Source organism: Tindallia californiensis, assembly GCF_900107405.1.
In the GTDB taxonomy this organism is placed as follows: domain Bacteria; phylum Bacillota; class Clostridia; order Peptostreptococcales; family Tindalliaceae; genus Tindallia; species Tindallia californiensis.
The window spans coordinates 1-24036 of record NZ_FNPV01000003.1 but is presented as its reverse complement, the minus strand read 5'-3'; the positions used below and the strand labels follow the sequence as shown (position 1 = coordinate 24036).

The following is a 24036-nucleotide window of genomic DNA, read 5'->3' as shown; positions in this document are numbered from 1 at the left end:
GAAGACAGGTTGAGGAAAATGTTCCGCGGTGCCAGTTTCTATATCATTATTTTTATTGTGTTGTTGATACTGGTACAGCAATTTGTGCAACCACCGCAGGAATCCGTTGAAATACCGTTTTCAGAGCTTTATCAGGAACTGATCAATGGGAACGTGGAAGAAATTAATATTGTCGACAGATCAGTAGAAGGAATGCTGATTCGGGACGGTGAATCTGTCAATTTTGAGTCTTTTGTGCCAGTTGTCTTCAGTGATGAACGGCTAACAGCCATTCTGGAAAGCAATATGGTTGACATAGGGGCTGAAGTAAAAGGCGCTCCGCCGCCATCAACACCTTGGTTTATTCAGCTGCTACCTTCCGTATTCATGATTCTTATTTTTGTTGTCCTGTGGTTTGTTTTTATGCAACAGTCCCAGGGTGGTGGAAATAAGGTAATGTCTTTTGGAAAAAGCAAAGCGAAGCTACACAAAGAAGATGAAAAAACACGGATCAATTTTGATGATGTTGCGGGTTTGGATGAAGAAAAAGAAGAGTTACAGGAATTGGTAGATTTCTTAAAGAATCCAAAAAAATTCGTAGACTTGGGAGCGAGAATACCGAAAGGAATATTAATGGTAGGACCGCCCGGTACAGGAAAAACATTTTTGACAAAAGCGGTTGCAGGTGAAGCGGGTGTACCCTTTTATAGCATCAGTGGGTCTGATTTTGTCGAAATGTTTGTAGGGGTAGGAGCTTCAAGGGTTAGAGATCTTTTTGATCAGGCGAAGAAAAGTGCCCCTTGTATTATTTTTATTGATGAGATTGATGCGGTTGGTAGACGTCGAGGAGCTGGTCTTGGTGGAGGTCATGATGAACGGGAGCAGACACTCAATCAACTTTTAGTTGAGATGGATGGCTTTGGCATTAATGAAGGAGTTATTGTTGTTGCTGCAACTAATAGGGCAGACATCTTGGATCCGGCACTATTAAGACCGGGGCGTTTTGACCGCCAGGTTGCCGTTGGGTTACCAGACTTAAAAGGCAGAGAAGCCATTCTGAAAGTACATGCCAGAGGAAAACCGATCGATGAATCAGTAGATCTAAAAGTTCTAGCAAGAAGAACTCCCGGGTTTTCACCGGCGGACATTGAAAATCTTATGAACGAAGCGGCACTATTAACCGCAAGAAAAAATCAGAAAAAGCTGATGATGGATACGATTGAAGAAGCCATTACCAAAGTGATTGCCGGTATGGAGAAAAAGAGTCGTGTGATCAGTGAAAAAGAACGGGTACTTACGTCTTTTCATGAAGCTGGTCATGCCTTGGTAGCTTCTATGTTGCCTAATACAGATCCGGTACATCAAATCAGCATCATTCCTAGAGGTAGAGCTGGTGGATTTACCATGATTTTGCCCAAAGAAGACAAGTACTATGCGACTAAAACAGAAATGGAAGAGCATATTATTCACTTGTTAGGTGGTCGGGTAGCTGAAAAACTAGTTCTCTCCGATATTAGCACCGGTGCGCAAAATGACTTGCAGAGAGTAACGGCTATTGCCAGAGGAATGGTCACTAAATATGGAATGAGTGATAAGTTGGGGCCGATGACCTTTGGTAGTGACGAAGATGAAGTGTTCCTTGGTCGGGATATGACATCGAAGCGAAATTATTCAGAGGAAGTGGCGGCACAAATAGATGATGAGATTCGTCGTATTGTTGAAGAAGCTTATCATCGGACAGAGCTGTTGCTTAAAGAAAACATGGAAAAACTCCACTCGATTGCTCATGCGCTACTTAAACTAGAAACACTAAACGCTGATGAGTATAAACGAATTTTTTATGGAGATATTACCATAGAAAAAGACGATGATATTGATACGGTGAGAAATAAAATTGCATCCGTTCAATTACAAGAGTCCGAATTGGAAATGACAGAAGAAGTAGATGAAAGTAGCACAGATGAAAGTGCCAGTCATTTAGAAAATGAGATGGAACAAAAACAAGAAACTGATCGCAGAAATACCACAGCACCAGAATCGTATAAACCAATTAGTAGCGATCATATCGAATCAGATAGTTAGAAAAAAGCCTTTCGGACAAATCGTCCGCAGGGCTTTTTTTTAGATGGAACAAGACCTTTTCTTCTGCAAAAAGTTTAAGGAATATTTTGAGTAATTCAAATAAATTAGAAAAAAATAAAGATTTCCATTCTGGGACTTAAATCAGTTGCGTTTAGGGGAAAAAAAATGTAGAATAAGGTTGGCGGTTTACTCTTCATTATAAAAATGGAATGCAAGCGAACTGCCAAATTTTTTTGACGGACGGTATGCTAATAGCATACGGTCATTAGATATATATAAATAAAAGAGAACTGAATGAGGGAAAACGAATCGACGAGGGAGGAAAAATGATGGCTGAAAATGAAAAAATGGAGCAATTGAAAGAAGCCCAGGAAAAATGGACGCAAAAGACAGAAGAGGCAGTGAAAAAAAGATCTGAAAGAAAAGAAACTTTTGTCACTGGCTCAAACCAAGAAGTTCAAAGGGTATATACTCCGGTAGATTTAGAGCAGATGAAATACGAAGAAGCTCTTGGATTTCCTGGCGAATATCCTTACACTCGAGGAGTACAGCCAACGATGTACCGCGGGCGTTTTTGGACAATGAGACAATACGCTGGTTTTGCAACGGCGGAAGAGTCAAATAAGCGTTACAAATATTTACTGGACCAAGGTCAGACGGGCCTTTCGGTTGCTTTTGACTTGCCGACTCAGATAGGTTATGACTCTGATCATGCTTTATCGGAAGGAGAGGTAGGTAAGGTTGGTGTCGCCATTGACTCCTTAAAGGATATGGAGATCTTATTTGATGGGATACCTCTGGATCAAGTCAGCACCTCTATGACCATTAATGCACCGGCATCTGTACTCCTGGCGATGTACATTGCGGTTGCAGAAAAACAGGGCGTTTCTTCTGATCAATTACGTGGAACCATTCAAAACGATATACTGAAAGAGTACATTGCCAGAGGAACCTACATTTTCCCGGTGGAGCCCTCCATGCGTTTGATAACTAATATATTTGAATACTGTTCTGATGAAGTACCCAATTGGAATACAATTAGTATATCTGGATACCATATTCGTGAAGCCGGATCTTCAGCGGTTCAAGAAGTTGCTTTTACACTGGCAGACGGTATTGCCTACGTAGAAGCGGCTATAGAGGCAGGGTTGGAAGTAGATAAATTCGCTCCAAGACTTTCCTTCTTCTTTAATGCTCATAACGATTTATTGGAAGAAGTAGCGAAGTTTAGGGCAGCTAGAAGAATATGGGCGAAAATTATGAAAGAAAAATTTGGTGCTGAAAATCCAAAATCGATGCAATTGAAGTTCCATACACAAACGGGAGGGTCAACCCTCACAGCACAGCAACCGGATAATAATATTGTTCGAGTAGCGATTCAGACCTTAGCAGCTGTTTTGGGAGGTACACAGTCCTTGCATACAAACTCTAAGGACGAAGCAATGGCGTTGCCAACAGAAGACTCGGTTCGCATAGCTTTAAGAACACAACAGATTGTTGCACATGAAAGTGGTGTGGCAGAAACGATCGATCCGTTAGCAGGCTCCTATTATGTAGAAAGTTTAACAAATGATATTGAAGAGAAAGCGATGGAATACATTGAACGAATTATAGATATGGGCGGTGCGCCTGCGGCGATTGAAAAAGGATATATACAAAAGGAAATTATGGATAGCGCCTATGAATATCAAAAGCAAATTGAGAGCAATGAACGGATTGTTGTTGGTGTTAATAAATTCCAGACCGAAGAACAGCCTCCGCAAGGTCTGTTGCGTGTAGATCCTTCTGTTGGAGAATTGCAGAAAAACAAGATAGAAAAATTAAAGCAAGAACGAGACAATGATTTAGTGGCTAAAAAGTTGGAAACCTTAAAAAATGCAGCTGAAACCGATCAAAACTTAATGCCCTTTATCTTAGACGCGGTAAGAGCATATGCCACTCTGGGAGAAATCTGTGGATCCCTTAGAGATGTTTTTGGTGAGTATCAACAAAGCGTTGTGCTTTAAAATTTGAAAAACCTTAAGGAGGAACTGTTATGGATAGACCCATTAGAGTATTAGTTGCAAAACCAGGTTTAGATGGACATGATCGTGGCGCTAAAGTAATTGCTCGAGCTCTTAGAGATGCTGGCATGGAGGTTATTTACACAGGACTCAGACTAACTCCGGATCAAATTGTTCAGGCAGCTGTTCAGGAGGATGTGGATGTAGTGGCCCTCAGTATTCTTTCTGGTGCACATGGACATCTTCTTCCTAAAGTAGTAGACAAACTGAAAGAAGAAGGTATATACGATGAAGTGCTGGTGCTGGGTGGCGGTGTTATTCCGGAAGATGATATTCCTGAACTTAAAAAATCAGGTGTTGCTGAAATTTTCACACCAGGGACACCAACCGGTGTAACCATTGATTTTATTAAAAACAATTTGAAAAGAAGCCTTTAACTTCATTGCAAGAAGGTATATAATGGCATTTGATGCTTCTATTGACATTAGGGCTGAAAGGAGGTGTTCCTATGGAACTTGAAAAAAGACTCTTGGATGGAGATAAAAGGGCAGCGGCTCGATTGATTACGATGATAGAAAATGATGATCCGAAAGCAGTTGCTATCCTTTCAGCCTGTTTCTCACATACGGGAAAAGCCAGAGTGATAGGCATCACAGGACCACCTGGTGCTGGCAAAAGTACTTTAGTTGATAAGCTGGCAAAACAACTTCGAAAAAAAGAAGCAAAAGTAGGAGTGCTTGCCGTTGATCCAACCAGTCCTTTTACTGGCGGATCTATTCTGGGAGACCGTATACGGATGTCAGACCTGAATCTTGATCCGGGTGTTTTTATTCGAAGCATGGGGACTAGAGGTCATTTGGGTGGCTTATCAAAATCAACTCTTGGAGCTGTAAAAATACTGGATATTATGGGGATGGATTACATACTCATTGAAACCGTTGGGGTAGGTCAGTCTGAGGTGGATATTGTCAAAGCAGCAGACTCTGTACTCATGGTGATGGTGCCAGGACTTGGTGATGACATTCAGGCTTTAAAGGCTGGAACAATGGAGATAGGTGATGTTTTTGTTATCAATAAATCGGACAGAGATGGAGCCGATCGAACAAAAACAGAAATTGAAATGATGCTCGATTTTGATCATGGAGAATGGCGACCGCCAGTATCCCAGGCAGTTGCTGTTAACAACGTAGGAATCGAAGAACTGACAGATAATCTGGATAAACATTGGAACTACATGTCAGAAAGTCATCAATTGGTTGAGAAAAGAACTCATAATAGCGAGCTGGAAATCATAGATCTAACTCAGTCAGCTATTTTGAAAAAAATGATGGGAAATGAAGATAATCGAGCCCGCATTCGTGAACTGGCCAAAAAAGTAGCCATTCGTGAACGGGATCCATATAGTATTAGCCAGCTTGTACTGAAAGAAATGATTGTAGGTACAAAAGGAGGTATAAAAAATGAAGACGCTAAAAGTTGATCATATTGGGATCGCAGTAAAGAATCTTGATGAAACATTGAAATTTTATGAAGAGGTGCTGGGAATGGAATGCACCGGTAAAGAGGAAGTTGAAGAACAAAAGGTTCGGGTCGCATTTCTTCCTGTCGGCGATTCAGAGGTAGAACTTCTGGAGTCAACCGATTCGGAAGGACCCATTGCCAAATACATTGACAAGAAGGGGGAAGGAATCCAACACATTGCGTTTCGTGTCGACAATATCGAACAGGCCATCGCAACCATGAAGGAAAAAGGGATTCGCATGATCGATGAAAAGCCCCGCTACGGCGCAGGTGGAGCTAAAATCGCTTTCTGCCATCCTAAGAGCACGGGCGGTGTTCTGGTAGAATTGAGTGAGCGGGAAGACAATTAAGCAGTTAAACTGTTTCAAGTTCACCGAATGAATAGTAGGAGGGTAAAGGATGACGGTAAACAAACTAGAAGAAATGCAGCAAAGCAAAGCAAAAATCCAGCAGGGCGGCGGCGAAAAGAAAATTGCCAGCCAGCATGAAAAAGGAAAGCTGACAGCCCGAGAAAGACTCAATCTATTATTTGACGAAAATACCTTTGTTGAATTGGATGCCTTTGTAAAGCATCGGTGCGTTAATTTTGGAATGGAAAATGTTGAAGCTCCCGGTGAGGGGGTTGTCATAGGCTATGGCCAGGTTGATAGTAGACTTGTATACGCTTATGCTCAAGACTTTACAGTAGTGGGTGGATCTTTAGGTGAAATGCATGCCAAAAAAATATGCAAAGTGCAAGATCTTGCATTGAAAATGGGTGCACCTATTGTTGGACTTAATGATTCAGGTGGTGCTCGGATTCAAGAAGGAGTAGATGCTCTTTCTGGATATGGTAACATTTTTTATAGAAATACAATTTCTTCAGGCGTAATCCCACAAATTACAGCCATTATGGGGCCGTGTGCAGGTGGTGCTGTTTATTCACCAGCTCTTACGGATTTTGTGTTTATGGTAGATAAAACCAGTCAGATGTTTATCACTGGGCCACAGGTTATTAAAACCGTTACAGGTGAAGAGGTTTCTGCAGAAGCACTGGGTGGTGCAATGACTCATAATCGTACCAGTGGAGTGGCTCACTTTAAATCTGCTAATGATGAAGCTTGCATTCAAGAGATCAGAAGATTGTTGAGTTTTCTTCCTTCGAATAACCAAGAGATGGCACCGGTATTTGAATCATCTGATGATTTGAACCGAATCATTCCTGAATTGGATACAATGGTACCGGAAAATCCTAATAAGCCTTACGATATGAAAGACATCATTAAGGCCATTGCGGATGAAGGTGACTTCTTAGAAGTAGCACCATACTATGCGACCAATATGATTACCGGATACATTCGGATCAATGGACAGACGGTTGGAATCATAGCAAACCAGCCGAAAGTGTTAGCTGGTTGCCTAGATATTAATGCTTCTGATAAAGCTGGACGTTTTATTCGAACCTGCGATTGTTTTAATGTTCCTGTATTAAACTTGGTTGATGTACCAGGATTTTTGCCGGGTACCAGTCAGGAATATGGCGGTATTATTCGGCATGGAGCTAAAATGCTGTATGCCTATAGTGAAGCAACAGTGCCTAAAATCACTCTGATTGTTCGTAAAGCTTATGGTGGTGCGTACATTGGTATGTGTAACAAGGAGCTTGGCGCTGATATGGTTCTGGCGTGGCCATCAGCTGAAATTGCTGTAATGGGACCAGAAGGTGCGGCCAATATTATCTTCAGAAAAGAAATTAGTGAATCAGATAATCCTCAAGAAACACGAGCTGAGTTGATAGATAATTATAAACGAGAGTTTGCTACGCCTTACAAAGCGGCAGAGAGAGGCTATGTGGACGATGTGATTGAGCCATCAGCAACGCGTCCGCGGTTAATTGATGCGCTAAACATGTTGGCTAGTAAACGGGAAACCAGACCTCCTAAAAAACATGGGAACCTGCCCGTATAAACAACCAGGAGCCAATGAAGGAGGAAAAGACGAGGTGAAACGATCATGACTTTATTGGAAAGACTAAGCGTAGCATCCCATGAAATGACATTGGCAGAACGTTTTTATGCCAGTGTGCAGGTAGCTATTATGGGAATAGGTATTGTGTTTGCTGCCTTATTTATGCTGTTTCTGATTATCAAAGTGTTAGAGAAGGTAGTTGCGCAGTCGGATGTAGATGCTAAGAAAAAGCAGGAAAAGCAAGTTGCTCCGGCTCAAACAGTTACGGAGTCGGAAGAATCTGTTTCAGATGAAGATGCGGTTGCTGCAGAACAGGAACAATAACAGCTGATAGCTGTTATTACGGCTGCAGTAGCGTCAAGTATGCATACTTCTACCCATAATATTGTAGTTCGTAATATTGTTCGGACGAATGACTCGGCACCTGCCTGGAATCGATTAGGCAGAATCCAACAGATTAATCGTCAATTGCATTAAAATATTATTGGAAAGATGAAGGAGGAACCTAAATCATGAAAAAGTTTAACATTACCGTGAATGGTGTTTCATATGAAGTGGATGTAGAAGAAGTGAAAGACGGCGTGGCACCTGCCGCACCAGCCGCAAAGCCAGCGGCAGCGCCGGCGGCCGCAAAACCACAGGCTGCACCTGCTGCACCTAAGAAAGAAGCACCGGCCGCGGCGGCTGCATCTGCACCTGCTGGTGGTGAAAGTGTTGAATCACCAATGCCAGGAAACGTTTGGAAAGTTTTAGTGAAAGAAGGTCAGGAAGTGAAAGACGGCGAAACACTGATTATTCTTGAAGCGATGAAGATGGAAAATGAAATACCAGCTCCATGTGATGGAACGGTAGCATCTCTGCATGTTAATGAAGGCGACGCCGTAAATGGTGGGGATATTCTGGTTACGATTAAGTAATGTAGAATGTAAAGCCCATTGATACGAAAGGAGATGCACACATGGTAACCTTATTGACGAACTTCTGGCAGACCACCGGCTTCGCCAACATGACCTGGCAGGAGCTGGTCATGCTTTCTGTAGCTGGCATACTGTTATATTTAGCCATTGGCAAATCTTTCGAGCCACTTTTGCTCGTGCCTATTGCCTTTGGAATGCTTTTAACCAATCTGCCTATGTCTGGTGTTATGGAAATTGGTGACACCGTATTAAGAGCGATAAGTCCTGGAGCAGCAGGAGAAACAGCTCGCATGTTAGCTGAACCGACGGCTGAAATGTTGAGGGAGGGTATTCCTGTCGAATACTACACTCAAAGCCCTGGAGGGCTGATTAACTATTTTTATAGAGGGAATCAGCTAGGGATATTTCCTCCCTTGATTTTTATGGGTGTTGGTGCCATGACTGACTTTGGTCCACTTATTGCGAATCCGCGAAGCATTTTTCTTGGTGCGGCGGCTCAGTTTGGAATCTTTTTTACTTTCACAGGGGCATTGCTATTAGGCTTTACAGCCCAGGAAGCTTCAGCCATTGGCATCATAGGTGGAGCAGATGGTCCGACGGCGATTTTGGTAACGGCTATGATGGCCAGCCATTTACTAGGGCCTATTGCGGTAGCTGCTTACTCTTACATGGCTTTGGTGCCAATTATTCAGCCGCCAATCATGTATGCGCTGACTACAAAAGAAGAACGTATTATCAAAATGAAACAATTAAGAACGGTCAGCAAAAAAGAAAAAATACTTTTTCCTATTTTAGTAACCGTGGCCGTTTCCTTGCTTTTACCAGCCGCCACACCACTGGTAGGGATGCTTATGTTTGGTAATCTGTTAAAAGAGTCAGCTGTTACGGATAGGCTTTCTAAAACAGCTCAAAACGAATTGATTAACATTGTAACGATTTTACTGGGAATCAGTGTTGGGGCATCAGCGGTAGCGGATCAATTCCTTAGATTTGAAACCATTCAAATCATTGTCCTTGGAGTGGTAGCCTTTGCTGTTGGTACAGCTACCGGTGTTCTGTTAGCCAAAGTAATGAACAAAGCAATGGGTGGAAATGCTATCAATCCGTTGATTGGTTCTGCTGGAGTTTCAGCGGTGCCAATGGCAGCGAGGGTATCTCAATCCGTCGGTCAGAAAGAATTGCCGAGCAACTTCCTACTTATGCATGCGATGGGCCCGAATGTAGCGGGTGTTATTGGTTCAGCCGTTGCAGCAGGAGTCTTGTTATCACTTTTTTAAGTAAGGATGTTCATGAAATCCCCGCAGGATGTACCTGTGGGGATTTTACTGGTAAAAAACAGTTTCACCAAATGAAAGCTATTTAAAGGAGCATTTGCCTTCTATGAAAGATAAAATTCTTGACCTATTGCTACATAATGCTGGATCCTGTATGTCTGGCCAGCAGATAAGCCGCATGTTGAATATATCAAGGACAGCTGTATGGAAACATATAAAAACATTGCAAGATCAAGGCTATCCTATTCAAAGTATTGACAGAAAAGGGTATCAGCTTAGCGTAGGAGAGTCTTACTTTACAGTGGATGATCTTAAAAAACGCCTTGATACAAAATGGATAGGGCGAAAAATCATTGTATTGCCAAGGGTTGATTCAACTAATCTATATGCCCGCAAGCTGAAAGATAAATTATCGCATGGTGATATTGTGGTTGCGGAAGAACAGACAAAGGGTAAAGGACGGCAAGGAAAATCCTGGTCTTCTCCCCGAGGTGATGGGATATGGGTAACTATTTTTTTAAGACCTTCATTCTCGATAGAAAAGGCAGCCTTTATTACGCAACTGGCCGCAGCGGCGATGTGGCATTCAATAAAAAAAAACACTGACCTAGAAACAAAAGTAAAATGGCCAAATGACTTGCTCATTGGTGAAAAAAAAGTATCTGGCATATTGACTGAATTAGCAGGAGAGCTTAGTCAAATTGATTTTATGTTGGTGGGAGTAGGATTGAATGTGAATACGGACTTTTTTCCGGAAGAAATTAAAGATACGGCAACTTCCTTAAAGCGAATAACTGGAAAGAAACTTGATAGAACAAAGCTTTTGACAAACTTTCTGGAACAGTTTGAAGTTTACTACGATGAAATTTGTCACAATGCCACGTCTGAAAACGCTTTGGGAATCATACGACAGCATTCTTCTGTACTGAATAAATGGATTTATATCACACGGTACGGCCAGCGGATAGAAGCCAAGGCTGTCAATATTCTTGATAATGGTGCTCTGGAAGTAGAGCATAAAGATAAAACACGAGAAATTCTTTCCGGTGGAGAAATTTCTGTTAGAACTTGCCGGGAGAACAATGGGTGATGTACTGCTTCTTGGTTGTCAAAGTAGATATGAGCTGATACAATAGAACGTGTTAAAAGATGCTGTTAATTTGCGTAACGGATGGTGAAGTGATGTTATTAGTATTTGATGTAGGAAACTCAAACATTGTCTTAGGGATGTTTCGAGAAGATAAGTTAAGTTATTCTTGGCGCGTTTCGACGGACCAGGCGAAAAGTTCGGATGAATATGTTATTCTGATCAATCAACTTTTGCAGTATTATGATCTTAAACCTGAAAGTGTGGAGGATGTTATCGTGTCTTCTGTTGTGCCAGATCTGACGTATACATTGGAATTGGCCATCAGAAAACTTTTTCGAATCTATCCGTTATCCATGGATTCAGGAACAAAAACAGGAATGCAGATTCACTATGATAACCCTAAACAAGTAGGGGCGGATCGTATTGTGAATGCAGTGGCGGCTTACGAAAAATATGGCGGACCTCTTATTGTGGTTGATTTTGGGACAGCAACCACCTTTTGTGCCATTTCAGATACAGGAGAATATTTAGGAGGTACTATTTCTCCTGGCATTAAAATCTCCAGTGATGCACTTTTTCAAAAAGCAGCAAAATTACCTCGCATCGATCTTGTGAAGCCGGGAAGAGTGATTTGTCACAATACTGTATCAAGCATGCAATCCGGAATTATCTATGGGTATGTAGGGTTGGTAGAGTATGTTATAGACAAAATGAAAAAAGAGTTATCTGATGGATCTCAAACAATTACAGTTGTTGCCACTGGGGGATTATCGACACTGATTGCCAGTGAAACAGATGCAATTGATGTGATTGATAAAACCATTACCTTGGATGGATTAAAAATCATCTATGAGAAAAATAAAGAAGGAAGAACTCCGGAGTCTATTAGAAGTGAAGAGATGCTGCCTGAGAAAAACCTTCAGCTTGAGGCGTAGTGGCATAGAATTTGCACATAGTTAAAGAGAAGGTAGAATTAATAATAAACCATTACTAAAGGAGGATTACGATGAGAGAAGTTGTTATTGCAAGTGCCGTTAGAACAGCGATAGGAAACTATGGTGGGACGTTAAAAGATGTTTCAGCAGCAGATCTTGGATCTATTGTTATTAAAGAAGCCGTTAGTCGAGCAGGAATCAAACCGGAACAGGTTCAAGAAGTTTATATGGGTTGTATACTGCAAGCTGGAGCTGGTCAAGGCGTTGCGAGACAGGCGGCCGTTAATGCCGGACTTCCAGTAGAGGTACCGGCTACTACCATTAATATGTTGTGTGGATCTGGACTGCGGACCGTTTCCATGGCAGCTCAAACAATTATTGCAGGAGATAACGATATTGTAGTTGCTGGTGGTACTGAAAATATGAGCCAGGCGCCTTACCTTCTGCCTAAAGCCAGATGGGGTGTGCGTATGGGTCATGATAAGATCATCGATTCCATGATTTCAGATGCTCTTACAGACGCATTTAATCAATATCATATGGGTATGACGGCTGAAAATTTAGCTGAGAAATACAATTTAACTCGGGAAGAACAAGATGAATTTGCAGCTAATAGCCAGAATAAAGCGGAAAAAGCTATTTCAGAAGGCAAATTCAAAGATGAAATAGTACCCGTTGAAATTCCACAAAGAAAAGGCGATCCTATTGTTTTTGATCAAGATGAATTTCCGAAAGCAGGAGTAACGGCTGATAAACTGGCTAAACTGAAGCCAGCATTCAAAAAAGATGGAAGCGTTACGGCAGCTAATGCATCTGGAATTAATGATGGGGCAGCGGCGATTGTGGTAATGTCCAAAGAGAAAGCGGATGAACTAGGCATAAAGCCATTAGCGACGATTGTATCTTATGGTAATGCAGGTGTAGATCCAGCGATTATGGGAATAGGACCAGTAGATGCTACCACAAAAGCCCTTGAAAAAGGTGGAGTTACGATAGACGATATGGACTTGATTGAAGCTAATGAAGCTTTTGCGGCTCAAGCATTATCTGTAGGGAAAGAGCTTAATTGGAAGGCAGAAAAAGTAAATGTAAATGGTGGTGCGATTGCTTTGGGACATCCTGTAGGTGCTAGTGGGGCTAGAATTTTGGTAACCTTGTTGCATGAAATGGAAAAACAAGATGCAAAGCATGGATTAGCCACCTTATGCATCGGTGGTGGAATGGGAACCGCACTGGTAGTAAAAAGATAGTTGATAGAATTTAAAGGTACAGAGGTCCGGTTTGCTTATTAGCGCCGGACCTTTTTGACACTATCGATAAGTTGTATCCTGATACTTTTTTTCTGAAAAGAGGGGTGCTGGTGAAAAGAATATCGGAAGAAATGTTGAAAAAATTAGAGGAAGTCGATAATGAGTTGAATCTATATCGAACTATTTTTGATATAATTTACAATTTAATTGTTGTTGTAGACCATAATGGACTAATACGGATGATGAATCAACGGTATTGTGATTTCTTGAAAATAAACAAAAAAGATGCGATTGGAGTTCATGTAACAAAAGTCATTGAAAATACAAGAATGCATCTTGTTATTAAAACAGGAAAAGAAGAAGTGGGCGATGTGCAGGAAATTATGGGAAACAAAATGATTGCTGATCGATTTCCGATCGTTCACGACGGAAAAGTAATTGGAGCTGTGGGTACTGTTATATTTAAGGATCTGGCAGAATTAGATATGTATGTAAAAAGAGTAAGTAAAATGGAAAAAGAAATAGAGTTTTTCAAAAAAGAACTGAAAAAAGCGTTAGGAAATGATGATACTTTTGAAACGGTTATTGGAAATAGTGAAGAAATCTTAAAAGCCGTAAGCCTTGCCAAAAGAGTTTCTGATACTAAATCAAGTGTACTGATATTAGGGGAAAGCGGTACAGGAAAAGGATTATTTGCAAATGCGATTCATAACGCAAGCCCTCGCTCGGAATATCCTTTAATTAAAGTCAACTGTGCGGCGATTCCAGCTGAACTTTTGGAATCAGAGCTGTTTGGATATGAAAGTGGTGCTTTTACTGGTGCGCAAAAGGGTGGAAAACCAGGAAAATTTGAATTAGCTCATAAAAGCACCATATTTCTTGATGAAATTGGAGATATGCCATTAAATATGCAAGCAAAACTATTAAAAGTTATTCAGGAAAAAGAGATTGAGCGTATCGGTGGTGTGAGAGGTAAAGATATAGACATTAGAATCATTGCGGCAACGAACCAGAATCTAGAAGAAATGGTTAAAAACAAAACATTTCGGGAAGATCTTTACTATCGTCTGAATGTGATTAAGCTGGTAGTTCCATCTTTGAGATCTCGCAAAGAAGATGTTCCTTTGCTGGTAGAATATATTATTAAAAAACTATCAAAAGAAATGGACCGTTTTGTAACAGAGATAACTCCAGCAGCAATGGAATGCTTGCAGGAATATGATTGGCCAGGGAATATACGAGAACTTGAAAATGTGATTGAACGAGCTTTTAACTTAATGGACAAAGAAGCGAAGATAGAACTAAAACATTTACCTCCTTCCCTATTACAAAAAAATAGAGATAGATCTTTGAGTAATACTTTATCCTTGCGGCATATTATTGAAGAAGTGGAAAAAAATGCAATCGAGAAGCATTTGAAAGAAACTATGGGAAATAAATATCAAACTTCGCAAAGATTAGGCATTAGCAGGACGAGTTTATATGAAAAAATTAACCGTTACCAGATAAAAGTGTAAAGCATATGAACAGTGACCAAAAAATGCACACTAGTAGATAAGATCTTCTTAAATGGTTAGGAGATACCAATTAAATTCAGAAAATGGAAATTTCTAAATCATCAAACAATATACGGTGTAAAGAAAATGAACACATGAAAAAATAAAGCCGCCTGAGCTGATTGTTATATATTTAGCAAGCGGCTTTTTTGTGGTTTAAATGATGGGTCATTGTCATCTGATGAACACCGCTGTCCATAACCCTCCGATGCAAGAGGGATAAGCGGTGCTACTCCCTCGATGGAAAAACTAAGCATCTGACAGCGAATGGAAAATACAGGTCATTTTTATCAGCGTATGTAATAAGTTAAAAACAGAAATTTGAGGATAGAAGCATAAAATTAATTTTTAGTTTTACAAGTTTTGGCACAGCTGTTGCAATATTAGATAAGCACTAAACTTATGAGGAGGGGTATCGATGGCACCAAAGTTTTTAACAGCAAAAGAAGCTGTTGAGTTGATTGAATCAGATAGTACGGTGGCAACTGGAGGATTTGTTGGCAACGCCGTGCCAGAAGAATTAGAAATTGCTCTGGAGAAGCGGTTTGTAGAAACAGGAAAACCAAAGGGCCTTACCGTTGCTTATTGTGCTGGACAAGGTGACGGGAAAGAAAAGGGGATTAATCATTTTGGGCATGAAGGACTTCTGAAAAGAGTGGTAGGAGGCCACTGGGGACTTGCGCCAAAAGTTCAAAAACTAGCACTAGAAAATAAAATTGAAGGATATACGTTTCCTCAGGGAGTAATGGCTCATTTATTTCGCGATATTGCGGCTGGAAAGCCGGCAACCATTACCCATGTTGGGTTAAAAACCTTTGTAGATCCACGAATAGAAGGTGGAAAACTAAACGAAATAACGAGAGAGGATTTAGTGGAAATTATCCATATTCATGAAAAAGAATATTTGCTGTATAAAACATTTCCTGTTGACTATGCCTTGTTGAGGGGAACTTATGCCGATGAGGATGGAAATGTCAGTATGGAAAAAGAAGCGGGTTCGCTGGAAGTTTTATCCATTGCACAAGCGTGTAAAAATTCCGGAGGTAAAGTGATCGTACAAGTTGAAAAAGTGGTTAAATCTGGAACCTTGAACCCATGGATGGTTAAAATTCCTGGTATTTATGTAGATACAATCGTAGAAGTAGAAGAAATGACAAATCACATGCAAACCTTTGCAGAAGACTATAATCCAAGTTACTCCGGTAATATAAGAGTACCAGTGAATAAAATGAAGTCGATGCCGTTAGATGAAAGAAAAATCATTGCCAGGAGAGCGATGATGGAGTTAGTTCCACAGGCGGTTGTGAATCTGGGGATCGGTATGCCTGAAGGAGTTGCAAATGTAGCAAATGAAGAAGGTGTTGGCGATCAGATGGTATTAACGGTTGAACCAGGACCTATAGGAGGTGTCCCTGCAGGAGGACTTAGTTTTGGAGCTGCAACAAATCCGATGGCAATTATTGATCAACCAAATCAATTTGATTTTTATGATGGCGGTGGTCTTGATGTTGCGTTTTTAGGTTTGGCACAATGCGATGAACAGGGAAATATAAATGTCAGCAAATTTGGACCTAAAATTACAGGACCAGGTGGATTTATTAATATAACCCAGAATGCAAAAAAAGTTGTTTTCTGTGGAACCTTTACAGCAGGTGGGTTAAAAGAAGAAGCCGTAAACGGAGAATTGAAAATTGTTGAAGAAGGGAAGTTTAAGAAATTCATTAAAGAGGTTGAACAGATAACTTTCAGCGGAATCTATGCTTCGGAGATAGAACAAACTGTACTGTACGTTACGGAAAGAGCGGTCTTTGAATTAACGAAAGAAGGGTTAGTGCTTACAGAAATAGCACCGGGAATCGATCTTCAAAAAGATATCCTTGATCAAATGGACTTTGAGCCTATGATTGATACTAATATTAAAAAAATGGATGAAAGGATTTTCAGCCCAGAAAAAATGAACTTTAGTTTTGATGAACTTCTCTAAAAACGCAAATTAAAAGGATGAACTAGCGAAGAAGGAGGGAAAATAATGATTGGTATTATTATTGGTTTAGCATTGCTTATGTTTTTAGCTTATAAAGGGATGTCTATTATATGGGTAGCGCCTGTTTGTGCAGGATTAGTAGCTTTGACTGGTGGATTAGATCTGGTGGAAGCTTATAGGGAAGCTTATATGGGGGGCTTTGTCGGTTTTACGAAATCCTGGTTCCCTGTATTTATGCTAGGGGCTATTTTTGGAAAAGTCATGGATGATTCTGGTGCTGCCCGATCGGTAGCCCAGTGGATTACTGCGAAAATAGGGACTAATAAAGCTATATTTGCTGTTGTAATGGGTTGTGCGGTACTAACCTATGGTGGAGTCTCTTTGTTTGTAGTAGTATTTGCTATGTATCCTTTAGCACTTGCTCTTTTCAGAGAAGCGAACATATCAAGAAAAATGATTCCCGGAACTATTGCCTTAGGCTCCTTTACCTTTACCATGACGGCACTGCCAGGTACGCCGCAGATTCAAAACTTGATTCCTATGGAATACTATGGCACAACACCAACAGCTGCACCGATCATGGGTATGGCTGGGGCAGCTGTCATGCTAGGAGTTGGTATGCTTTGGTTAACACGTAGCGAGAAAAAATTGCGAGAAGCAGGAGATGTATTTACGGAGCCGAAAGAAAAGCTTGCAGATTCTAATGGAGAGGACTTACCAAGCCCTATCCTATCTCTCTTGCCTCTCCTGACTGTAGTTGTTATTCTTAACGTATTCCCGATTATTTTTAATAGAGAAATCGATATTATTATAGCACTTTTGGCTGGAATTATTGTTGGTATTGCACTGAATTTCAATCGTTTGCCAGAAAAAGTAGCTACGGTCAATGCAGGAGCTTCCGGTTCGGTATTAGCGATTATTAATACGAGTGCGGCTGTTGGTTTTGGAGCCGTTGTTCGTGCAGTGCCAGGATTTGAAACCCTTACAGATTTAGTGCTGGGAATTCCCGGAAATCCATTGATTTCTCAAGCTGTATCGGTAAACATATTAGCTGGAGCGACAGGTTCAGCATCAGGTGGAATGGGAATTGCATTGGCCGCGTTAGGAGATCGGTATATGGAACTAGCGATTTCAACAGGTATTGACCCAGCGGCATTTCATCGTGTAGCTTCTCTTTCAAGTGGAGGGCTGGACACCCTTCCTCATAATGGAGCTGTATTAACCTTATTGGCGGTTTGTGCCATGACCCATAAGGATTCTTATAAAGATATTTTTATGGTAGGGACGGTTATTCCTGTACTAGCCGTTATCACAGCGATCTTACTAGCGACGATAGGATTAGTATAGGCGGAACTCATCATATAAAAAACTTACTAGTTCTCATTACTGATCATGGATAAGAATCCTGTTTATGAAAGGTGGTAATTTATGAACATCGAAAAAGTGGGAATTATAGGAGCTGGCGTGATGGGGGCTGGCATAGCAGAAATCATTGCTAAATCAGGGTATGATGTTGTCTTGAAAGACATGGAAGAAGGATATATCCAAAGTGGCATTAAAAATATCGAAAAAAACCTGAAGAAATCTGTCGAAAAAGGAAAGCTAACAGAAGATGAAAAAAAAGAAATAAGAAGTAGAATTACTGGAACGGTTGACAATCAGCTACTGACCGAATGTCAACTGGTAATAGAAGCGGCTTCGGAAAAGATGGCAGTAAAAAAAATAATTTTTGAAGAACTGGATAGGATCTGTCCTTCTGAGACTATATTGGCTAGCAATACTTCGTCCTTATCCATTACAGAAATTGCTAACAGTACTAAAAGGCCAGAAAAAGTTATTGGGATGCATTTTTTTAATCCGGTGCCAGTGATGAAACTGGTAGAAGTGATCAGGGGGATCAACACCAGTGATGATACAAGGAATACGGTGGTGGCGATGGCAGAGAATCTTGATAAGGTATCTGTAGAAGTGGAGGAAGCACCAGGTTTTTTAGTAAATAGAGTGTTAGTAACGATGATCAATGAAGCGGTAGGCGTACTGGCAGATGGTGTTGCGACGGCAGAAGATATTGATACGGCGATGAAACTTGGGGCAAACCATCCGATAGGGCCATTGGCTCTTGCTGATTTAATAGGGAACGATGTTTGTCTTCATATTATGGAAGTGATGTATGAGGAGTATGCTGATTCAAAATACAGACCCCATCCTTTATTAAGGAAAATGGTAAGAGGCAACTTACTGGGTAGAAAAGTAGGGCAGGGATTCTTTTCTTATGAAAGCTAAGTCACAAGAAACTGAAAAATAGATAAGGTGAGTTTTCGAGAATTATATATATTGTTAGATAAGCAAAATAAAAAAGAGGAGGTTTTTTTAAGATGAATTTTAATGGAAAAACGGTGGTTGTTACAGGTGCAGCTCGAGGGATTGGTAAAGCGACGGCCTTGAAATTTGGTGAAAAAGGTGGGAAAGTGGTTGTTTGCGACATATCAATGGACAGTTTGTCGGAAGTAATGGAAGAACTTAAAGCAAATCAAGTAGAAGCGTTAGCCTTTGAAGTTGATGTTACAGATCGCGAAGCTGTGGAAAAAATGATGAAGGATGTAAAGGATCAATGTGGATCAGTAGATGTTATTGTTAATAATGCTGGAATTACAGCAGATGGCCGATTGGTGAAACTGGAAGAAGAAGCCTTTGACAAGGTAATAGACGTTAATCTTAAAGGCGTTTTTAATTGTGGTCAGGCAGCAGCAAGAATCATGGCAGAACAAGGCAGTGGTGTTATTCTAAATGCATCCTCCGTAGTAGGGATATATGGGAACTTTGGGCAAACAAATTATGCGGCAACAAAATGGGGAGTTATTGGAATGACAAAAACATGGGCGAAAGAACTTGGGAAACAAGGAATTCGTGTAAATGCCGTAGCGCCAGGGTTTATTCTTACTCCAATGGTTGAGAAAATGCCAGAAAACGTGCTGGATATGATGAAAGACAAATCTCCTATTAAGAAGTTAGGCAAACCGGAAGATATCGCCAATGCCTATGCCTTCCTAGCTTCTGAAGAAGCTGGATTTATTACAGGGACTGTCTTGAGTGTGGATGGTGGCGTTGTTCTATAAGCATTAGGATCAACTGTTTGTTCTCGGCTAATGATATCAAAAAAGATATTCATTAGCCGTTTTTTAGTATATTGCATTATAAGGATTAAGAGAGTAAAATGATAATGTCGATTCGTTCTCTTGATCAGACGAAGGATGAGAGGATACTTGAAATAAAAACACAACTGATAAAAGCAAGGATCCAAGGATGATACAAATACGCATAAGCAGCAATAATCGAAAAACTAAAATATGAAGCAGGGCATCGATAAATACTTTGTCTGATGACCTACCCCGTCTTCTGAATGCGGCTAAAACTCCACTGGAAGGTTCGGGTCCTGTTTATATAAGATAAGAGAGGTATGAATAGTGAAACCCTTTAAAATTGGTAAAGTAGAAATAAAAACCCCATTGATTCTTGCGCCAATGGCAGGAGTAACTGATTTAGCCTTCCGGGTTATCTGTAAAAAATTTGGGTGCGGAATGACGGTCACAGAAATGATCAGCGCCAAAGGATTGTACTATCATGATAGAAAAACGTCAGAGCTGATGCGAATCGATGAAACCGAAACGCCGGTGGGATTGCAAATATTTGGATCGGATCCGGAGATTATGGGTTGGGCAGCAGATTATTTAGATAAGCAACCTCATGATATTCTTGATATTAATATGGGTTGTCCTGCTCCGAAAATAGTGAAAAATGGTGATGGGTCAGCACTGATGAAGGAACCTGAACTAGCGGCTCGTGTGATTAGAGCAGTGGTAGAAAAAACGTCAAAACCAGTAAGTGTGAAAATAAGAGCTGGTTGGGATTTAGATAGTCTTAATGCCGTTGACCTGGCAAAAATTGCTGAAGATAACGGAGCGAAAGCCATTACCATTCATGGAAGAACCAGAGAACAGTTTTATTCCGGTAAGGCCGATTGGTCAGTAATCAAAGCTGTGAAGGAAGCGGTTACCATTCCTGTAATAGGAAACGGAGATATTTTTGAAGCAAGCGATGCACGGGAAATGTTTTTAAGGACGGGTTGTGATGCTGTGATGATAGGACGTGGAGCTCAGGGGAATCCGTGGCTATTTCATGCTATTCGGAGCATGATAGAAGAAGGAGCATGGATAGATTTGCCACAAGACGGTATTAAAAAAGCGGTGAAAACTACCTTTGAAGAACATCTGAAATTAGCTGTTCAAGAAAAAGGCGAGAGAATAGCCATCAAAGAAATGCGTAAACATGCCGCTTGGTATACAAAAGGATTTTTGGGGTCAGCAAAGCTACGAAAAAAGATTAATATGGCCGAATCGGCAGAAGAAATGATTGAACTAATGAACGATTGCTCTTGATGTGAAAAAAATCGTGATCAAAGGATAAACTCCTTAATATCAGTGGGTAGAAGCTTGACATTATAGCCAGATTGAATTATAATATTTTGGATAATGAAGAGGACACTGATATGAATCAGTGTTTCTTCTGTATAGGATACTTCTTCTAGTGTATAAGTGTATATAGGATAAGAAATAATGCAAACAGAGCTGGTATGCAAGAAAAAAATACAACGAGTTAATGTAATTATAAAGCCAATTAATGGCTTGAAATAGAGGAGCGAAGAATTATGACAAACAAAGAAATGGTGTTGACTCCAAAAGGCAAAGAAAAAATCGAAAATGAACTGGAGCAGCTAAAGACGGTACGTCGGAAAGAAATAGCCGCTCGAATCAAACAAGCCATTGAATTTGGAGATATTAGCGAAAACTCTGAATATGATGAGGCGAAAAACGAACAGGCACAAATAGAAGAAAAGATAAACAAGTTAGAAAATACTTTAAGGCAAGCAGTCATTATTGATGAAGAAGATATTCGCACAGATACAGTTAGTATTGGATCACTGGTGCATGTTAAAGAAGAGGGAGACGACGAAGTTGTTGAGTACATGATTGTCGGTTCTGCAGAGGCGGACCCTTACGAAGCAAAAATATCTAATGAATCACCAGTAGGACGTGCGTTGATAGGCAAAAAAGTAGGAGAAAAAGCAGAGGTTCAAATTCCGGACGGTGTTACGTTTTATGAGGTAATAAAGATTGACAAGGCGAATTAGTAAAGAGGCAAAACGAGAGCAAGTTTTATTAATTTAGCGAGGAAGGTGAAGTCATGAGTCATGACATAGAAGGGCAAAGTCTAAATGAGCTACGAAAAATAAGGCATGCAAAATTAAAGAAGCTAAAAGAAGCCGGTAAAGATCCTTTTGAGATTGAAAAAGTAGAAGTCAGTCACTATAGTCAGTACATCAAGGATCATTATGACGAATTGGAAAATGAAAAAGTAACCATGGCTGGAAGGATAATAACAAGGCGGGAACACGGAAAAGCGACGTTTATTAACTTACAGGATAAAGAAGGTCAACTTCAGATTTATGTGCGTCTTGACAGAATAGGTGAGGAGGCTTATGGATACTTTCAGCAATATGATATCGGAGATATTATAGAAGTCCATGGCATTGTATTTAAGACGAAGCGAGGAGAAGTTTCTGTAAAAGCTGATATGGTAAGGCTGTTGACGAAATCTTTGCAGATTCTGCCGGAGAAATGGCATGGATTGAAAGATACAGACATTCGTTACAGGCAACGGTATGTAGATTTAATTGTCAACCCTGATGTAAAAAACGTTTTTAAGATCAGAAGTAATACAATCAAGGCGATACGGGAATATTTAGATAACCGAGAGTATCTGGAAGTTGAAACTCCTATACTGGATACAATAGCAGGAGGAGCTAATGCAAAACCTTTTATAACGCACCATAATACCCTTGATATTGATATGTATTTAAGAATTGCAACAGAACTTCATCTTAAACGCCTTATTGTCGGAGGTTTTGATCGAGTATATGAAATAGGGCGTATTTTTAGAAATGAAGGGATGTCCATTAAACATAATCCGGAATTTACCTCTATTGAATTGTATCAGGCATATGCTGACTATGAAGATATTATGGAACTTACAGAAAATTTAGTAGCCTATGTAATAGAGAAAACACTGGGGACAACAAAGGTGACTTATCAGAATACAGAAATAGACTTTAAACCTCCGTGGAAAAGAATGACAATGGAAGAGTCTTGTAAAGAATTTGCGAAAATTGACTTTTCTACGATTGCATCAGATGAAGAAGCAAGACAGCTAGGCAAAAAAATCGGTCTTGATGTAGAACCAGAAATGAGTAAAGGCCATATTATTAGCGAAGTTTTTGAAACCTATGTGGAAAAGCATCTGATACAACCGACTTTTATTACCAACCACCCTGTTGAAGTATCGCCGTTAGCAAAAAGAAATGCAAAAAATCCAGCGATGACAAATCGTTTCGAAGCGTTTGTTAATACATGGGAAATTGCCAATGCCTTTTCTGAGTTAAATGACCCTGTAGACCAAAGGCAACGATTTTTGGAACAGGTAAAAGAAAAAGAAACAGGTAATGAAGAAGCACATCCTTTAGATGAAGATTTTCTTAATGCTTTAGAGATTGGATTGCCACCTACAGGTGGAATGGGATTAGGAATTGATAGGCTTGTTATGTTGATGACGGATTCTCCTTCTATTAGAGATGTTATCCTTTTTCCTACGATGAAACCTCTGGAGATGGCGAGAGAGAAAGAATAGTAATTAGGAATAAAAATTGCTAGACGATAAAATGCCTCTAAAGTAAGCTGGCTGATGTATTTAAAGTCAGACAAGCTGCTTGGAGGTATTTTTATAAAAAAATGTTTACAAAGAAAAGAGTGGGGTAAAATAACTATCCGAGGAGAAATACCAAGGTAGTGATGGTACTATTGCTTAACGCTAGAAGGGATCTGGAGTTATTCGAAATTAATGGTTGACTTCTAGGGCGATGGATGCTATTATTATCAAGTCGCCAAATTACGGTGGCAAACATGATCTCACTTTCGATGAAAACAAGACAAAAAAGATGTTGACATCGAAAACGCAGCATGGTAGACTAGATAAGTCGTCGAATTGCGACGGGAAATACAACCTCAGCTTCGATAGGAAATAAAATGAAAAAAGGTATTGACATCGAAAGCAGAGTGTGGTAAGATAATCAAGTCGCCTTAAGATAGCGACAACAAAGCTCTTTGAAAACTGAACAGCAGAGAGAACGAAACCACACGTTAAAACGTGATGGAAAACGCAAGCAAAAGCTTGGGTACAGGAAGAATTTATATAAGAGTTTGATCCTGGCTCAGGATGAACGCTGGCGGCGTGCCTAACACATGCAAGTCGAGCGGAGTGCCTTTTCGGAAATTTTCGGATGGAAGAGAAGGATACTTAGCGGCGGACGGGTGAGTAACGCGTGGGCAACCAACCTTGATCAGGGGGACAACATTGGGAAACCAGTGCTAATACCGCATAGCTCTAT

General features: G+C 40.4%; 20 protein-coding genes and 1 rRNA gene. All 21 read left to right on the top strand.

Annotated features, from left to right (window positions below):
• Positions 1–9: 9 nt before the first annotated feature.
• Positions 10–2061, top strand: coding sequence for an ATP-dependent zinc metalloprotease FtsH (ftsH, locus tag BLV55_RS04235; RefSeq protein ID WP_176968251.1), 2052 nt, complete (start codon positions 10–12; stop codon positions 2059–2061).
• Positions 2062–2390: 329 nt separating this feature from the next.
• Entirely contained in the window at positions 2391–4067 is a 1677-nt protein-coding gene (locus BLV55_RS04230; RefSeq protein WP_093311543.1) for an acyl-CoA mutase large subunit family protein, read from the top strand.
• A gap of 29 nt (positions 4068–4096) precedes the next feature.
• A complete protein-coding gene (locus BLV55_RS04225; protein ID WP_093311542.1) occupies positions 4097–4501 on the top strand; it encodes a cobalamin B12-binding domain-containing protein in 405 nt (134 codons plus the stop codon).
• Positions 4502–4572: 71 nt separating this feature from the next.
• Positions 4573–5544, top strand: a complete 972-nt coding sequence (gene meaB, locus BLV55_RS04220; protein WP_093311540.1) for a methylmalonyl Co-A mutase-associated GTPase MeaB — start codon at positions 4573–4575, stop codon at positions 5542–5544.
• A complete protein-coding gene (mce, locus tag BLV55_RS04215; RefSeq protein WP_093311537.1) occupies positions 5525–5935 on the top strand; it encodes a methylmalonyl-CoA epimerase in 411 nt (136 codons plus the stop codon). The genes meaB and mce overlap by 20 nt, the downstream gene beginning before the upstream one ends.
• 49 nt (positions 5936–5984) lie before the next feature.
• Positions 5985–7532, top strand: a complete 1548-nt coding sequence (locus BLV55_RS04210) for an acyl-CoA carboxylase subunit beta (protein ID WP_093311535.1) — start codon at positions 5985–5987, stop codon at positions 7530–7532.
• 45 nt (positions 7533–7577) lie between these two features.
• Positions 7578–7856, top strand: coding sequence for an OadG family protein (locus tag BLV55_RS04205; RefSeq protein ID WP_093311532.1), 279 nt, complete (start codon positions 7578–7580; stop codon positions 7854–7856).
• Between the two features lie 188 nt (positions 7857–8044).
• A complete protein-coding gene (locus tag BLV55_RS04200; protein ID WP_093311530.1) occupies positions 8045–8449 on the top strand; it encodes a biotin/lipoyl-containing protein in 405 nt (134 codons plus the stop codon).
• Between the two features lie 41 nt (positions 8450–8490).
• Positions 8491–9726 carry a sodium ion-translocating decarboxylase subunit beta gene (locus tag BLV55_RS04195; protein ID WP_093311528.1) on the top strand — a complete coding sequence of 412 codons (1236 nt, stop codon included), beginning with the start codon at positions 8491–8493 and terminating at the stop codon, positions 9724–9726.
• A gap of 103 nt (positions 9727–9829) precedes the next feature.
• Positions 9830–10813, top strand: a complete 984-nt coding sequence (locus BLV55_RS04190) for a biotin--[acetyl-CoA-carboxylase] ligase (protein ID WP_093311525.1) — start codon at positions 9830–9832, stop codon at positions 10811–10813.
• A gap of 92 nt (positions 10814–10905) precedes the next feature.
• Positions 10906–11748, top strand: a complete 843-nt coding sequence (locus BLV55_RS04185; protein WP_093312266.1) for a type III pantothenate kinase — start codon at positions 10906–10908, stop codon at positions 11746–11748.
• Positions 11749–11819: 71 nt separating this feature from the next.
• Positions 11820–12998: an acetyl-CoA C-acetyltransferase gene (locus tag BLV55_RS04180; RefSeq protein ID WP_093311524.1), complete on the top strand. Its 1179-nt coding sequence runs from the start codon at positions 11820–11822 to the stop codon at positions 12996–12998.
• 110 nt (positions 12999–13108) lie between these two features.
• Complete coding sequence (locus tag BLV55_RS04175; RefSeq protein WP_242870029.1) at positions 13109–14515, top strand: sigma-54 interaction domain-containing protein; 1407 nt, start codon at positions 13109–13111, stop codon at positions 14513–14515.
• Positions 14516–14972: 457 nt separating this feature from the next.
• Entirely contained in the window at positions 14973–16538 is a 1566-nt protein-coding gene (locus BLV55_RS04170) for an acyl CoA:acetate/3-ketoacid CoA transferase (RefSeq protein WP_093311521.1), read from the top strand.
• A gap of 45 nt (positions 16539–16583) precedes the next feature.
• Positions 16584–17885: a GntP family permease gene (locus tag BLV55_RS04165; RefSeq protein WP_093311520.1), complete on the top strand. Its 1302-nt coding sequence runs from the start codon at positions 16584–16586 to the stop codon at positions 17883–17885.
• An 81-nt stretch (positions 17886–17966) separates the two neighbouring features.
• A complete protein-coding gene (locus BLV55_RS04160; RefSeq protein WP_093311517.1) occupies positions 17967–18821 on the top strand; it encodes a 3-hydroxybutyryl-CoA dehydrogenase in 855 nt (284 codons plus the stop codon).
• A gap of 92 nt (positions 18822–18913) precedes the next feature.
• Positions 18914–19654 (top strand): 3-oxoacyl-ACP reductase FabG, encoded by a 741-nt coding sequence (gene fabG / locus BLV55_RS04155; RefSeq protein ID WP_093311515.1) that lies wholly within the window; start codon positions 18914–18916, stop codon positions 19652–19654.
• Between the two features lie 348 nt (positions 19655–20002).
• Positions 20003–20974 carry a tRNA dihydrouridine synthase DusB gene (gene dusB / locus BLV55_RS04150; RefSeq protein WP_278279995.1) on the top strand — a complete coding sequence of 324 codons (972 nt, stop codon included), beginning with the start codon at positions 20003–20005 and terminating at the stop codon, positions 20972–20974.
• A 269-nt stretch (positions 20975–21243) separates the two neighbouring features.
• Entirely contained in the window at positions 21244–21726 is a 483-nt protein-coding gene (gene greA / locus BLV55_RS04145) for a transcription elongation factor GreA (RefSeq protein WP_093311513.1), read from the top strand.
• Positions 21727–21779: 53 nt separating this feature from the next.
• Entirely contained in the window at positions 21780–23279 is a 1500-nt protein-coding gene (gene lysS, locus BLV55_RS04140) for a lysine--tRNA ligase (protein WP_176968250.1), read from the top strand.
• Between the two features lie 557 nt (positions 23280–23836).
• Positions 23837–24036: ribosomal RNA gene (locus BLV55_RS04135) — 16S ribosomal RNA — on the top strand; the annotation flags it as partial.